This is a genomic window from Methanobrevibacter woesei, from assembly GCF_003111605.1.
In the GTDB taxonomy this organism is placed as follows: domain Archaea; phylum Methanobacteriota; class Methanobacteria; order Methanobacteriales; family Methanobacteriaceae; genus Methanocatella; species Methanocatella woesei.
On sequence record NZ_MZGU01000006.1, the window covers coordinates 83,390 to 98,924 of the forward strand.

17 protein-coding genes are annotated in these 15,535 nt (G+C 31.9%); 9 read left to right on the forward strand and 8 right to left on the reverse strand.

The window, feature by feature from the left end:
* Positions 1–22 precede the first annotated feature (22 nt).
* The 7 genes from thiC to MBBWO_RS06755 all read left to right on the forward strand — a co-directional run bounded on the left by thiC (position 23) and on the right by MBBWO_RS06755 (position 6,406).
* A complete protein-coding gene (gene thiC, locus MBBWO_RS06725) occupies positions 23–1,297 on the forward strand; it encodes a phosphomethylpyrimidine synthase (RefSeq protein ID WP_116670128.1) in 1,275 nt (424 codons plus the stop codon).
* Between the two features lie 27 nt (positions 1,298–1,324).
* Complete coding sequence (locus tag MBBWO_RS06730) at positions 1,325–1,636, forward strand: glutaredoxin family protein (protein ID WP_243408487.1); 312 nt, start codon at positions 1,325–1,327, stop codon at positions 1,634–1,636.
* Positions 1,637–1,641: 5 nt separating this feature from the next.
* Positions 1,642–2,115 (forward strand): ferredoxin-thioredoxin reductase catalytic domain-containing protein, encoded by a 474-nt coding sequence (locus MBBWO_RS06735; protein WP_116670129.1) that lies wholly within the window; start codon positions 1,642–1,644, stop codon positions 2,113–2,115.
* An 11-nt stretch (positions 2,116–2,126) separates the two neighbouring features.
* Positions 2,127–3,782, forward strand: a complete 1,656-nt coding sequence (locus MBBWO_RS06740) for an ATP-dependent DNA ligase (RefSeq protein ID WP_116670130.1) — start codon at positions 2,127–2,129, stop codon at positions 3,780–3,782.
* A 71-nt stretch (positions 3,783–3,853) separates the two neighbouring features.
* On the forward strand, positions 3,854–4,249 hold the full coding sequence (locus tag MBBWO_RS06745) for an OB-fold nucleic acid binding domain-containing protein (RefSeq protein WP_116670131.1): 396 nt from the start codon (positions 3,854–3,856) through the stop codon (positions 4,247–4,249).
* A gap of 225 nt (positions 4,250–4,474) precedes the next feature.
* Entirely contained in the window at positions 4,475–5,839 is a 1,365-nt protein-coding gene (glmM, locus tag MBBWO_RS06750; protein ID WP_116670132.1) for a phosphoglucosamine mutase, read from the forward strand.
* A 36-nt stretch (positions 5,840–5,875) separates the two neighbouring features.
* Positions 5,876–6,406: a zinc-ribbon domain-containing protein gene (locus MBBWO_RS06755; RefSeq protein WP_116670133.1), complete on the forward strand. Its 531-nt coding sequence runs from the start codon at positions 5,876–5,878 to the stop codon at positions 6,404–6,406.
* A 216-nt stretch (positions 6,407–6,622) separates the two neighbouring features.
* Here MBBWO_RS06755 and MBBWO_RS06760 read toward each other — a convergent pair whose 3' ends face one another.
* From MBBWO_RS06760 to MBBWO_RS06790, 7 genes are read right to left on the reverse strand one after another with little or no spacing between them, the layout of a single operon-like run.
* Entirely contained in the window at positions 6,623–7,759 is a 1,137-nt protein-coding gene (locus tag MBBWO_RS06760) for a tetratricopeptide repeat protein (RefSeq protein WP_116670134.1), read from the reverse strand.
* A gap of 10 nt (positions 7,760–7,769) precedes the next feature.
* Positions 7,770–8,477: an anaerobic ribonucleoside-triphosphate reductase activating protein gene (locus MBBWO_RS06765; RefSeq protein ID WP_116670135.1), complete on the reverse strand. Its 708-nt coding sequence runs from the start codon at positions 8,475–8,477 to the stop codon at positions 7,770–7,772.
* A gap of 1 nt (position 8,478) precedes the next feature.
* Complete coding sequence (hisC, locus tag MBBWO_RS06770) at positions 8,479–9,579, reverse strand: histidinol-phosphate transaminase (RefSeq protein WP_116670136.1); 1,101 nt, start codon at positions 9,577–9,579, stop codon at positions 8,479–8,481.
* A 3-nt stretch (positions 9,580–9,582) separates the two neighbouring features.
* Positions 9,583–10,065, reverse strand: coding sequence for a gamma carbonic anhydrase family protein (locus MBBWO_RS06775; protein WP_116670137.1), 483 nt, complete (start codon positions 10,063–10,065; stop codon positions 9,583–9,585).
* A gap of 16 nt (positions 10,066–10,081) precedes the next feature.
* Complete coding sequence (gene glmU, locus MBBWO_RS06780) at positions 10,082–11,362, reverse strand: bifunctional sugar-1-phosphate nucleotidylyltransferase/acetyltransferase (protein ID WP_116670138.1); 1,281 nt, start codon at positions 11,360–11,362, stop codon at positions 10,082–10,084.
* Positions 11,363–11,421: 59 nt separating this feature from the next.
* A complete protein-coding gene (glmM, locus tag MBBWO_RS06785) occupies positions 11,422–12,765 on the reverse strand; it encodes a phosphoglucosamine mutase (protein WP_116670139.1) in 1,344 nt (447 codons plus the stop codon).
* Positions 12,766–12,776: 11 nt separating this feature from the next.
* Positions 12,777–14,015 (reverse strand): 2,3-bisphosphoglycerate-independent phosphoglycerate mutase, encoded by a 1,239-nt coding sequence (locus MBBWO_RS06790; protein ID WP_116670140.1) that lies wholly within the window; start codon positions 14,013–14,015, stop codon positions 12,777–12,779.
* A gap of 125 nt (positions 14,016–14,140) precedes the next feature.
* On the opposite strand from MBBWO_RS06790, the gene MBBWO_RS06795 reads away from it, so the two are divergent.
* Complete coding sequence (locus MBBWO_RS06795) at positions 14,141–14,392, forward strand: 4Fe-4S dicluster domain-containing protein (RefSeq protein ID WP_116670141.1); 252 nt, start codon at positions 14,141–14,143, stop codon at positions 14,390–14,392.
* A 63-nt stretch (positions 14,393–14,455) separates the two neighbouring features.
* On the forward strand, positions 14,456–14,758 hold the full coding sequence (locus tag MBBWO_RS06800; RefSeq protein ID WP_116670142.1) for a 4Fe-4S binding protein: 303 nt from the start codon (positions 14,456–14,458) through the stop codon (positions 14,756–14,758).
* On the opposite strand, the gene MBBWO_RS06805 is transcribed toward MBBWO_RS06800, so the two are convergent.
* Positions 14,748–15,446 (reverse strand): TIGR00297 family protein, encoded by a 699-nt coding sequence (locus MBBWO_RS06805; protein WP_243408489.1) that lies wholly within the window; start codon positions 15,444–15,446, stop codon positions 14,748–14,750. The genes MBBWO_RS06800 and MBBWO_RS06805 overlap by 11 nt on opposite strands.
* Between the last annotated feature and the right edge of the window lie 89 nt (positions 15,447–15,535).

Consider the following 15,535-nt stretch of genomic DNA (forward strand, 5'->3'; position numbering starts at 1 on the left):
TATATTAAGTAGAGGGATAAATTTGACTCAAAAAAGTGAAGCAATAAAAGGAAATATTACAACAGAAATGGAATCTGTTGCAAAAAAAGAGAACATATCTGTTGATAAATTAGTTAAATTAGTAGCTGAAGGGAAAGTTGTTATCCCTAAAAATATTAATGGAAAAACAGAAGCCTGCGGAATTGGTAAAGGCTTAAAAACTAAAATTAATGCAAATATTGGTTCTTCAAGCAAAATTGATGACATTGAATTAGAAATCAACAAAGCAAAACTAGCTGTTGAATATGGTGCAGATGCAATAATGGATCTCAGTACTGGTTCTGATTTGAAAACATTTAGACGCAAAATTATGGATGCAGTTGATGTTCCAATAGGTACTGTTCCAATTTATGAAGCAGGAGTAGCTACTTTATCCAAAAGTAAAGAAATTATTGAAATGGATGAAGAAGAAATATTCAAAACTATTGAAGAACAAGCAAAAGAAGGTGTAGACTTCATGACCTTGCATTGCGGAATTACCCATGACCTTGTTGATAAAATTGAGAAATCAAAAAGAATGATGGGTGTTGTAAGTAGAGGTGGAACCTTTTTAGCTTCTTGGATTTTACATAATCAAAGAGAAAATCCATTATATGAAAATTATGATTATATTCTTGAATTAGCCTATGAACATGACATAACTTTAAGTTTAGGAGATGGATTAAGACCTGGCTGTTTAGCTGATGCAAGTGACATTGCACAGATTCAGGAACTTGTAACCCTTGGAACCTTAGTTAAAAGAGCTCAAGATGCAAATGTTCAAGTTATGGTGGAAGGTCCTGGACATATGCCACTTAACCAAATTAAAGCAAATATGGAAATACAAAAAACAATTTGTAATGGAGCCCCATTCTATGTTTTAGGACCTCTTGTAACAGATTTGGCGCCTGGTTATGACCACATTACTGGAGCTATTGGAGGGGCAATAGCTGCAGCTAGTGGAGCAGACTTTTTATGTTATGTAACCCCTGCAGAACATTTATCATTACCAAATTTAGAGGATGTTAAAGAAGGAGTGATTGCATCTAAAATAGCTGCTGAAGCTGCCGATGTGGCTAATGGATTGGAATCTTCATGGGCTAGAGAAAAAGAAATGGCAATAGCCCGTAAAGAATTTGATTGGGAAAAACAATTCAAATTAGCTTTTGATCAGTCTAAACCACGCAAATATAGGGACAAATGTGAATTAGACGATGATGAAATGTGTGCAATGTGTGGAGAGTATTGTGCTGTTAAAATAGCTAAAGGTGATTTTTGATTAAATCAATAAAGGAGAATGGGAAAAATGAGCTTAAAAGATGAGATGGATTTTGAATTAAGACATGTAGATGGCGAAATTGAAACTGATGCAGTTTTATTTGCATTATCTACCTGTGGGTGGTGTAAACAGACCAGAATGTATCTAGAAATGGAAGAAATTTCCTATGACTATGTTTATGTTGACCTAACTGAAGGTGAAGAAAGGGAAAAAATCCTTGCAGTTTTAGATAAATATAATCCTGATCAGTCATTCCCAACACTTGTCTTAAATGATGGAAAAGATGTAATCTTAGGATTTGAAGAAGAAGAAATTGAAGCAGCTGTTGCAAGGGCGTGAACTGCATGGGAAAACTATATGATGACTTCGAAAAAGAAGCAAATAAAACTGGTTATTACTTAAATCCTGATGTTGACTACTGTGAAATGTTACTTGAAAATATAAAAGTAAATGAAGACAGGTATGGTTATGCTGCTTGTCCATGTAGATTAGCTAGTGGAGAACGTGAAAAAGACCTTGATTTAATCTGTCCTTGTGATTACAGAGATAAAGATTTAAATGAATATGGTTTCTGTTTTTGTGGACTATATGTAACTCATGATGTTATTGAAAACAACAAAAAAATCCATTCAATCCCTGATAGAAGATTAAAAGAATTGAAAAATAAAAAAGAAAAGAAAGAAGCTCCTAAAACTTTAGATTTAGAATATCCTATTTGGAGATGTAAAGTTTGTGGATATTTATGTGCAAGAGATGATGCACCAGACACCTGTCCAATTTGTCATGTGGATAAAGATCGTTTTGAAAGAATCCTTTAAAGGGTTATACTATGAAATATCAAGAATTAGTTAATGTTTATTCTGCTTTAGAAGAAACTACTAAAAGATTAGAGAAAACTGAGATAATTGTAGACTTTATTAAAGATTTAGATGAGGAAACCTTAGAACAGGTTGGTTTACTTATTTTAGGCACCATATTTCCAGCCTGGAGTGATGAAGAAATTGGTATTGGTACCAAACTTGTAACAAAGGCCGTAGCTGATGCAACTGGAACTACAGTAGACAAAGTAGAAGATGCAGTCCGTGAAGAAGGAGACATAGGTTCTGCCTGTGTAAAGCTATTTTCAAATAAAAGCCAGACTACATTCTTTTCAAAGCCTTTAACCATTTCTTTTGTCTTTGATAGCTTAAGAAAACTTTCTAAAATTAGTGGCCCTAGATCAACTAACCGTAAAATAGACATTATTTTAGAACTTTTATCTGTAGCTTCTGCAACTGAAGCAAAATATCTGACAAGAACTATTCTTGAAGAGCTTAGGATTGGTGTTGGAGAAGGAATTGTTAGGGATGCAATAGCTCAGGCTTTTAATATTGATAAATCTATTGTTGAACGTGCAGTAATGTTAACTAATGATTTAGGATTGGTTTCACGTGTTGCTAAAACAGAAGGAAGCGACGGCCTTGAAAAACTTAATTTAACACCAGGAACTCCTGTTAAACCTATGCTTGCTCAGTTAGCACCACCATTACCTGAAATTTTAGAAGAAATGGGCATTGCATTATGTGAAACAAAATACGATGGAATTAGACTCCAGATACATAGAAATGGTGATGAAATAACCATATTCACCAGAAGACTGGAAAATATCACCCATGCACTGCCTGAGATTGTTGAATTGATGGATGAACATCTTCCCCATGATGACTACATCGTTGAAGGTGAAGTAATAGCTACAAGAGATGGAAAACCATTATCTTTCCAAAATATTTTGCATAGAGTTAGAAGAAAACATAATATTGATGAAGCTATTGAAAATGTGCCTTTAAAGGTTTATTTATTCGATTTACTTTATTATAAAAAACCGATGATTGATAAACCATTAATCAACCGTAGACAAAAATTAGAGGAAATTGTCGATGATACAGTCGATGAAATTAACTTAAGCAATATGGTTTATGGAACTTCTGAAAATATCAATGAAGTTGAAAGCTTATTTGAATTGTCCATTAATCAGAATCATGAAGGAATTATGATTAAAGATGCAAAAGAACCTTATATTCCAGGACTTCGTGGAAAGAAAATGCTTAAATATAAAGCTGAACCTGAAACTTTAGATATGGTTGTTTTAGGTGGAGTTCATGGAATTGGTAAAAGAGAAAACTTCGTTGGATCATATTTAGTGGGCCTTAGAGATGAAAATGACGAGTTTAAAACCGTTGCATATGTTGGAACAGGCCTAGATGACGCCACACTTGAATATCTCACAGGAAAAATGGAAGAATATAAACTTACAGAAAAAGGCAGAGACATTACAGTTGAACCTAAAATAATTCTTGAAATTGCTTTCAGTGAGATTGTTGAAAGTCCAGAATATGAAACTGGCTACTCACTACGTTTCCCAGTTGTTAAAAACATCCGTAAGGATAAAGGATTAAAGGATGTTGATACTGTTGAGAGATTAATCTCAATGTACAACACCCAATAACTTTCTTTAAAATAAAAATTATTATTTAATTTTCTATTTCTTATTTTAAAGCTATTAAAAAAAGTTATTTTATGAAAGTAACCGATGATAAAATTTTAAAAATAGCTTTAATCACCTCTTTAATTGGAATTATTGGTTTAATAATAACTACACCAACAATTGAGGTTAAAGAAGTTGAAATTGGCCAAATAACCAGATCCATGATAGATGAAGAAGTAGCTATTAAAGGAGTAGTTGAAAATGTGCAAGCTCTTTCAAATGGTGAAACATATATTTTAACAGTAAATGATGGAACAGGCAGAATTCAAGTTGTAATCTTTCAGTCAGCAGTTGTTGAAATTCAAGAGTCAGAAACACCCTTAGATACATTTAAAGAGAAGCATGTGGAAGTTATAGGTACCATAACTGAGTATAACTCAAAAATGGAGATAATACTCCAAAACAGCAATTCTCTTAAGATTGTTTAAAAGATATGTTTATAATGTATTAAAAATATATGTAAATATGATTCTTGAAAAAGAATTAAACTTTTTAATAAACTAACTATCACCTAGAAATATACAGGTTCCTAATTTATTTTTGATAGTGATATCACAAATCACTATCCTATTTTTTTAATATTACAATTAAGTAAAATTTTTAACAAAACAAAAACATAACTTACTGTATATTAACAATATGGAGAAAAATAAATGTCTGTGAAAAAAAGATTATTTGGAACATTTGGAGTTAGAAGAACTGCAAATGATGTTCTTACACCAGAATTTGCATCTAGACTTGCAGCTTGTTATGGTACTTTAATTCAAGGAAAAGTAGCTGTTGGTGGAGATACAAGGACTACCAGCCCAATGTTAATGGAAGCGGTAAAGGCAGGTTTACTTTCTTCTGGATGTGATGTTGTAGAACTTGGTACTCTTCCAACCCCTGCAGTTCAGTTTGCAGTTAGAAACTACTATGATGGTGGAATTATAATTACTGCATCCCATAACCCCCCAAAATATAATGGAATTAAATTTTTAGATGAATTCGGTATTGGAATTCCTGATGATATGGAATTAGCTATTGAAGAAATGTACTTCGATAGTGAACCAAAAAGGGCAAAATGGGATGAAATTGGTAAAATCTACACCAATGAAAATATTATTAGAGAATATATTGACAGAGTTCTTGAAAATGTAGATGTTGAAGCTATACGTGCTGCTGATTTAAAAGTTGTTGTTGATTGTGGATCTGGAGCAGGATGTTACACTGCACCTTACTTAATTAAAGAATTAGGATGTCAATTAACTACACTTAACTGCCAACCAGATGGATTTTTCCCAGGTCGTGATCCTGAACCAATTGAAGAAAACTTGTCTGAATTAATAAGCACAGTAAAAGAATTAAATGCAGATATTGGACTCGCTCACGATGGTGATGCAGATAGAACCATTTGTATTGATGAAAAAGGAAACTTTGTCCTTGGTGATAAAACATTCTCCCTTGTAGAAAAACAGATGCTTAAAGAAAACAATGGCGGAATTATTGTAACTACCGTTGCAACCTCACAGGCAATTTATGATATAGCTGAAGAGCATAATGGAGAAGTAATAGCTACAGCAGTTGGAGATTTATTAGTTGCACGTGCATTGAAAGACAACAATGGGCTCTTTGGTGGAGAAGAAAATGGTGGATTAATATTCCCAGATTTTGTCTATGGAAGAGATGCTGCTATGACTGTTGCCAAAATATTGGAAATAATAGCTAAAGAGAAAAAACCTCTTTCTGAACTTGTTAGCGAATTACCAGTTTACTATTCTAAAAAAATGAAAATTGAATGTAGTGATGATTTAAAAGATGAAGTAATGGATAAAATAGCTAATGAAATTAAAACAACCACCGAATTCCAAATTGATACAACTGATGGAGTTAAAATCCTTAAAGATGATGGATGGGTAATCATCAGACCATCTGGTACTGAACCAATCTTTAGATGCTTTGCTGAATCCGATTCACAGGAAAAAGCAGATGAAATGACAGAATGGGGAATTGGACTAGTTGAAAAATTCAAAGGATAATCATTAATAACACTATCTAAAAAAAGGAGATAAAGTATGATTAAATGCCCATACTGTGGTTCAGACAATCCTGATGAAGCAACTTTTTGTAGAATATGCGGTGAAAAGTTATCTGCAGTCAAAACAATAGAAGAAACTGAAAGTGATAATCAGGAAGTAGTTAAATATTGCGTAAAATGCGGATATGGAATAAAAGATAAATCAACAGACATATGTCCAAAATGCGGTGCAAAACAGACAGTTAAAAGTACAAAATACTGTGAAAACTGTGGAGCAAAAATAGATATGAATGCAGAAATATGTCCAAAATGTGGTGTTCGAGTAATGTACAGACCTGCAAACAATAAAAGCACAATACTTGCAGCAATATTATCTTTCTTCATCCCAGGTCTCGGACAAATCTACGATGGAAAAGTAGGTAGAGGAATTTCATTTTTCATAGTTATTTGCATATTATATGCACTTTATTTCCTAATATTCCCATTACTTATAGGATTTTTACTATGGCTTTACTGTATTTACGATGCATACAGCATTGCGAAAAATATCAATTTGGGAATTGAATAAATCCTAAAAATTTTTTCTTTTTTATTTTAAAACTAGCTATTCAAGGTGAAAAGAGATGGTAAGTGTTTTATTAATAGTTGAAATCATTTTATTAGTAATTTTAGCAATATTTCTATTTAAAAATAAAAACAAACCTTATCAAAAATTAAGCATAGCTATATTTGTAATATGTTTAATATTGGTAGCTATTGACCTATTTCTAAGTTTTTAAAAGAGTTATAAATTTTCAAGACATTCTTCTTTAAGGAAAAATGCATCCTCATTATCAGGATTTTTAAGCAATACTCTATCAAAACTAGCTACTGCTTCTTGAAATTTTCCAAGCTCCATTAAAACTACGCCTTTATTTAATAAAAAGTCAACATTATTTTTTTCAATATCAATAGCTTTGTTATAACATTCTAAAGCTTCATCAAATTTACCAATATCAATGTAAGCATTACCCATCCTATTAATTGCATCAGCATCCATTTCAGAATCATCTAAACATAATTCAACAGCTTTGTTAAATGAATTAATAGCTTCTTCTGGTTGGCCCATATCAGTTAATAAATTTCCTCTGGAGTTCCAAACCTCTGGATTTTCACTATCTATTTTTATTAGCTTATCATAAACTTCCAAAGCTTCATCATATTTTCTTAAAACTTCTAAAATAAATCCTCTCCAATACAATACAATAGGGCTATTTGCATTAACTTCAAGAGCAATATCACTAACCTCAAGTGCTCCGCTTACATTTCCACTATTCAAAAGAGCAATAGCTTTATTATTTAGAATATACTCATTATCGGGCTCATGTTTTAATGCTTTATCATAGCAAGAAATAGCTTGTTTAAAATCACCGAGCCTTGATAAGTTATCCCCCTGTTTGTTAAGCAGATAAACATCATCAGGATCTATTCTTAAAGCAGCATCATAACACATTGTGGATTTATCATATTTACCACTGTCAAAAAGAATATCTGCTCTTTGTGTTATCATTGCTTTCTCATCTATTTTGTCTCCTTTCCATTTATCAATGTCTAACTTCTCAAAATAGATGATTTGAAAGATTTCTTCATCATCGAGCTGGCCAGCATACATTTTTTTAAAGTCTTTTACCATCTCTTTTGAATCCTGAAATCCTTCTTCACGAGCTAATTTATCATCGTTTTTTAACTCTTTAAAAGGAATTAATTTAACATCTTTTACAATAGCTTCAAATATTTTCTTTTTTTCTTTAGAAACAAGATTCCAGTAACAGTAAAGCCTATCTCCTTTTTTTAATGGAGTTTTCCATAATTTACGGATAGTCATTGTTTTTTTACCAGTGATGATATCTATATCTTGACTTCCAAAGGACAAAATAGGCATGAGTTAACCTCTAATCAATAATTTCTTCACCAAATTCTGCAGATTTAACTTTTATAACTCCATTAAAGTAAGGTTTTATTGATTTAGCTATTTTATGTAGTTCATTAGGATTTGGATTTTCTACTTTGGCTAAATCAGGATCTAAAACTTCTTTATTTCTAAACTGTTGAATTGTATATACATCTGCCTTAACTTCATCTGCAATACGAACAATATCCTTTTTAGTTAAAAGAGTTGGAACAAAAGTGGTTCTAACTTCCAAATGAACATCATATTCATTTATCAACTCCATTGAATCCAAAACCTGAGGACCCATATTAGAACCAACAATTTTTTTATATTTGTAAAAAGGTGCTTTAATATCTAGGGAAATGTAATCAACCAAATCTGCTTCCAATAACTTTTCCAATCTATTTGGATAAATACCACTAGTATCTAATTTTGTTTTTAAACCAATTTCCTTAACATGTTTAAAAATATCAGCCACTGCATCAACTTGAACTAATGGTTCTCCCCCAGAAATTACAACAGCATCTATAAAATCAGCTGAATCATCAATTTCCTTACAGATATCTTCAGGAGATGTTTCATCTCCACCTTCCAATAATTCTGCATTATGACAATATTTACATCTTAAAGGACATCCTGCCATGAAAATAACTAAAGACATATTTCCATGAAATTCAACAGATGAAATTACATTTCCACCAATATACATTTTAAGAAAGTACCTCCTTAACTTTGTCAATGAATATTTTATCTTCTTCCAATGTGCAGATACTTATTCTAATCCAATATTCATCTAAACCTTTAAATGAAGTGCAGTCACGGACAATAATACCTCTGCTCATAAGTTCACGAGCAAATTCTGCTGCAGTAAATCCTGTATCTTTAATTCCAATTAACATGAAATTTGACTTAGATGGAAAAACATTCAAAGAATCAATTTTTGATAGTTCCTCATATAAGTATTGCCTACTTTCAATACCATCTTTAATAGACCTTTCAATATATTCCTTATCCCTTAAAGTATTCAAGCAAGCAACATAAGACAACCTTGTTAAAGAGAAGACCGGTTTAATTCTAAACATGTATTCAATAATCTCTTCAGAAGATAATCCATAACCAATCCTCATACCTGCCAATCCCATAACTTTGGACATTGTTCTTATGATAAAAATATTTGGATACTCATCAATAAGATCTTTATTAGTTACCTCAGAATATTCAAAATAAGCTTCATCAACAACAATTAGAATATCTTCATTTATTTCAGCTATTTTACAGATATCCTCTTTTGAAATTAAAGTTCCAGTTGGATTGTTAGGACTGCATAAGAAAATCATTTTAGTCTTTTCAGTAATTGAATCAATTATAGAATCAACATCAAGTTTATTTGCATCCATATCCCATCTTGCATAAACTGGAATTGCACCATATTGCTTTAACAAATATTCATAGTACATATAAGAAGGAAGAGGTACAATAAACTCATCTTCAGGATCTATAAATGTTTTAGCCAATACATCAATAATTTCATCTGCTCCATCCCCACCAACAATTACCTGAGATGGTTTAACTCCAGAATAATTAGCAAATTCTTCAATAAGCTCCCTTAAATCAGATTCAGGATATCTGTTAATATTGATGTCTTCTTTTTCAATAGCTTCAATAGCTTTAGGTGAAGGACCCCATGGATTTTCATTGGATCCTAATTTAATGATATCCTCTTTATTAAGACCAAATTCAGCAGCTATTTCATCTTGAGATTTACCTGGAACATATGAGTCCATTTCCATGACAATTTTTCTTGCTTTCATTTTTTAATCTTCTTTATATAATTTTGAAATTTTACAGTATTCATCTGCATTATGCTGGATGTGTTCTATCTGTTCAGGAGTCAATTCTTTAACTGCTCTTGCAGGAACCCCTAAAATTAAGCTTCCTTCAGGAAACTCTTTTCCTTCGCTTACTACTGCTCCTGCACCTACAATACAGTTTTTATTAATGTGTGCACCATTTAATACAGTAGCATTCATTCCAATTAAAACATTGTCTTCTAAGGTACATCCATGAACAACAGCACCATGACCAATAGAAACATTTTCTTTAATAACTACTGGAAAATCTTTAGATGTGTGAACAACACAGTTATCTTGAACATTAGAATGATCACCAATTGAAATAGATTCGATATCTCCCCTAACAACAGCACCATGCCAAATGGAAACATCTTCACCTAATTCAACATCACCTAATACTTGAGCACCGGGACATATTACAACAGAGTCTTTTTTATTAATCATCGAATATCACCCTTATTTATCTTTTTACTTTTTTATCTTGAATAATATGATTTTGTTTTACTAATACTCTTGTATCAGAAGGTACATCATCATATAATAAAACACCTGAACCAATTGTTGAATTGAAACCAACTTTTACACCTGGAGAGAAACTAGAGTTAATTCCAGTTTTTACAGAGTCCCCAATAATAGCTCCCAGTTTACGTCTTCCACTATCAATCTTTTTATCTTTAATTTTAGTCTTAATAGTTGCATTATCAAAACGTAAATTAGCTATATTTGTTCCAGCTGCAATATTACAGTTAGAACCTATTACAGAGTCTCCAACATAACTTAAATGGCTAACATTAGTGTTTTCCATAATAATTGAGTTCTTAATTTCAACAGCATTTCCAACATGGACATTGTCACCAAAGTAAGAATTACCCCTGATATAAGAGTTAGGACCTATATCACAGTTTTTACCAATATAAACATTTCCTTCAATATAAACTCCTGCACGGATAATACTTCCTTCATCAAGGTGCACATTTCCATGAATAAATGCTCCACCTTCAACAATTCCTCTGATTTCTGTTTTTAAATCACCAATTAATGATTCATTAACTTCAATTAACTCCCATGGTCTTCCAACATCAATCCAATCCTTGGAAGTTTTATAACCTTTAACTTCTTTTCCTTCTTCAATTTGAAGAGAAACAGAATCAGTAATCTCATACTCTCCTCTTTCAGAGATTTCAGTCCTGTTAATTTTATCAAAGATGTCCTTATTGAAGATATAAATGCCTGCATTAACCAGGTTACTTGGTGCTTCTTCTTTTTTAGGCTTTTCAACAATATTTTTGATGTATCCATTTTCAATTTCAACTACACCAAAAGCAGAAGGATCTTCAACTTCAGTAAGCACCATTAAAGTGTCAGGTTTTTCTTCATTATATTTTTCAATAATTTCCCCAATTACTTCATCATCTAATATAATATCCCCATTAAGAACAATGATGCTTTCATCAATAAAGTCTTCACCATATGAGATTGCATTAGCTGTTCCTAAAAAGTCTTTTTGTGTTTTATAGGTTATATTAACTCCAAAATCACGCCCATCTCCAAAATAGTTACGAACCATTTCCTCCTTATATCTTACAATAAGTAAAATATCAGTAATTCCATTATTTCTTAAAGATTCAATGTTATATTGAATAATTGGTTTTCCAGCAACTGGCAACATAGTTTTTGGTTTGGTAAGTGTTAAAGGTCTCATCCTAGAGCCTTCACCAGCACTTAAAATTATGGCCTTCATGATTTTAATCCCCAAATATTTTTATAAAATATATTGAATTATATTTAAAAGCTGTTTATTTATAATTTATCATTAATGATTTTAAGACATGTATCTTTAATATAATTAGCTTTTGATTCATCTTTAGATTCAAGAGTTACACGAACATAATCCTCAGTACCTGAAGGTCTGACTAATACCCAACTATTATCCTCAAAAGTTAATCTTACACCATCAATATTGTTAATTTCTTTAATATCATCAAATGCACTAGCTAAACTTTCTTCCATATCTTCCATGATAGCTATTTTAGCTTCTTTAGAACATACAACCTTTTCACGGATGTTTGGATATTTTGGAATTGCATCAAGAAGTTCAGATAATTTTCCTTTTTTGGATACCAATTCAGCCATTCTTAAACCTGAAAGAATTCCATCTGGACACATGCAGAAGTCAGGGTGTAACCAGGTTCCTGAAGGTTCACCACCAAAGGTAGCATCTTCCTCAATTATTACTTCAGCAACATTTACATCTCCAACTTTTGTCCTGAGAACTTTTCCACCAACTGATTCCATTGATTCATCCATACAGATACCTGCATCAACAGTAGTGACAACAGTACCTCCAAATTCCTTAGATATTAATGCAAGTAAACTGTCAAATGGAGAAATGTCACCATTTTCATCAATAGTAATCATTCTATCTGCATCACCATCATGAGCGATTCCTAAGTCCGCTCCAACAGCAACTACTGTTTTCATTAAGTTTTGTAGGTTATCTGCATTTGGTTCAGGATTTCTTCCTGGGAAAAATCCATCTGGCTGTGAATTTAAAGTTGTTACTTCGCATCCTGCTTTTCTAAATACTAAAGGTGATATTTCTGAACCAGCACCAGATGCACAGTCAATAACTACTTTTAATCCAGGTTTAATATCAACTAAATTAACTAAGTCATCAATGTATTGGCCTTTAATTTCATTATTAAAACTTAAACGACCCACTTCATCCCATTCAACTGAAATATAAGATTTGTTGTTGTAAATATCTTCAATTTCACTTTCTTGAACAGAAGTATAAGCCATACCATTTTTATTCCATAATTTAATTCCATTATATTGAGAAGGATTGTGAGAAGCAGTTAACATAACTCCAGCATCAGCATCAAGTTTTTCACAAGCATAACCTACTAACGGTGTTGGAACCATTCCTATTTTAACTACATTAACTCCACCTTCTAAAAGACCTGCACAAATAGCTTGATCTAACATTTGATTGGTGGTTCTTGTATCATAACCTAAAATTACAGTTCCTTTGTTTCCTAAGTAGTAAGCTAATGATTTACCCACATTCAATGCAAGTTCAGCAGTTACTTCAGTTTTTACTTTTCCTCTAATCCCCGAAGTTCCAAATAGCTTTTTTGCCATTGAAAACACCTCTAAGCTCCAAATTTATGAGAATTATTCATTAAGTCCATCAATATATTCATTACATCAGAACCTCTGATTCTGCAAAGTCCACCTTTTGCTGCATCAACTTCAGAGAATTTGCAGACATCATCTTTTCTAACTTCAGGTCCTTTGATAATCATTGGAACAGGGTCTCCTGAATGGTTCATTACAGAAATAGGAGTTGAATGGTCAGCAGTTAAAATTAAAATAACATCTTCTAAGTCTTTAAGTTTGCTCATTACAACTTCATCCACTTTTTCAATGAATTCTAATTTTTCTTTAACATTACCGTCATGACCTGCTTCATCTGCCCCATCAATATTTATTAAGAAGAAATCATGATCAGAGTTTTTAACTTGGTCAAGAATTGTATCAACGATTACATTTAAATCTGTGTCTACTCCACCAGTTACTCCTTCCATTTCAATAATATCCATTCCTGCAAATCTGCAGATTCCCATAATAAGTCCAGTTTCAGCAATACAAGCAGAGTTTACTTCATATTTTTCATTGATTGGTTCAACAACTGGTACTGCACCTGCACCACGAGGAATAACAATATTTGCTGGTGGTTCATTGTTTTCAATTCTTTCTAAGTTAACAGGATGATCTTTAACCATTTCATAAGATTTTGCAACTACTTTATTTAAAATATCTGCAGTTTTTTCAGCTTCTTTAGAACCATCTAAAGCAACAACTTCTTTAGGTTTGTTTCCTTCTACTTTAGGATCAGCATCACTTACTTTATCAGATAATCCTTCCCCTCTTAAAACTAAAACTGCTCTATGACCAGTAGATTCTTTGAAAATTATTTTAACATCAGGATAATCTTCTAAAACCATTGTATTTAATACATCTACAATGTCTTTGGTTCCTTCCCTAATTCTTCCTGCACGCCTATCAGTAACAATTCCATCTTCATCAACAGTTGAAAAATTACATCTAAAAGCAATATCTCCAGGTATTACATCCACTCCAACACCAGATGCTTCAAATGGACCCCTACCAGTGTAAACAACATATGGATCATATCCTAAAATTGAAATATGAGCTGTGTCACTACCAGGGATGATTCCTGGTGCAATTGAATCCATAATACCATTTATACCTTCTTCAGCCATTTTATCCATATTTGGAGTATTAGCCGCTTGGAGAGGTGTTTGATAATCAAGTTCTTTTAAAGGACGGTCACCCATACCATCCATAATTAATATAATTCCTTTCAAAATATCACCTATTAAATTACACTATTATAAATATTGTTTTTCAGTAGTTAAATAATTTATTTAAATAATTTTGCTAACTTAAAAATTCTAAAGTTTTATTAAATTTTAAAGATAAATTGGTTATTATGAGCAAATTTGGTTTTTTAAAAAAGTTTAAAGGCAGTTCAAATAATGAAAACTCCAATATAAACTTCAAAATTGAAAATGATAATTGTAATGGAGAGGAATGTAGAAAATGTGTTATTGCTTGTCCTAATAATGTTTTAATAGTTGAAAATAATCAAACTTCAGTAGGAAACCCTTTAGGATGCAAATCCTGCAGAGTTTGTGCAAGTATCTGTCCAAATGATTGCATTATCTTTAAAGATAGCTTTTAAATATTTTTGTATGCCTAAAAAAATAGAAAAGATTATTAGGTATACCTAAATAATACAATATACATGAGAGCACGATATGGTCATGGAGGATCTGATTCATTATTAGGTTCTGTTATAAAATTTGCAGTAAAAGAAGCTTTATCAACAACAATTGATAATAACCTTGGAAATGACACAAATATTGTATTTAGAATTAGAACAAGATTTTGTAAGGGCATCAGATGTCAAAAATGTGTAATGATATGCCCAAAGAATGTTTTAACTTTTAAAAATGGAAAAATAGCTATTGATAATATTCAAAAATGTAAATTTTGTGGGCTATGTGCTGTAGCATGCCCAAATGATTGCATTACAGTTAAAAAATAACAATTAAAACTCCAACAATAGCTCCAGTTACAGTTGCAAGCAAGTTAACATGTTCATTAGTTAGAACATCCCTTCTTTCTAAAACAGCACCAAGGAAACTGTCCATAAAGCAACCAATAGTACCAGATATAACTGAAATCATAATTGCAGTAATTGGATCTGGAACAACACCTAAAATCCATGCAGCTATACCAATTACTCCAGCCCCAGCTATTCCTGCAGCAGTACCTAAAATTGAAACTGCACCATCAGTTCCAGGAGGTACTTTTTTTAAGGAAGTGATTAATCTTGGAGTGTGCAATACTCCTATTTCACTAGCTAATGTATCTGCTGTTGCAGTAGCTATAGCACCTATAAAACCACCAACAAGAGGGAAGTAATATCCACCAAATGCGGCCATCATAAATGCAACAATACCATTAGATATTACATTTTTAGCGGTTCTTTGACCCTCATATTCACCCAAATCTGTTTTATAAGCTTTTGCATATTTTGTGGCCCCTAATGTCAATATCAAGAATATTAAAAGTAACATTAACCAGCTTACACCAGCTGAAAATATAATTACAATACCCATTAAAATCATAAAAAGAGAACCTAACAGGTCAAGGGCACCTCTTTTATAGGTGAAGTAACCTAAAATAAATAAAATTAAAACATATCCCCAATTTATCATTAACTCGTCCATAATAGCCACTTCCTTTTAATAATATATTTTTCTACAAAATAATATAAAAATATACCGAAATAATTTAAACAAATAATAAAAAACAGGCC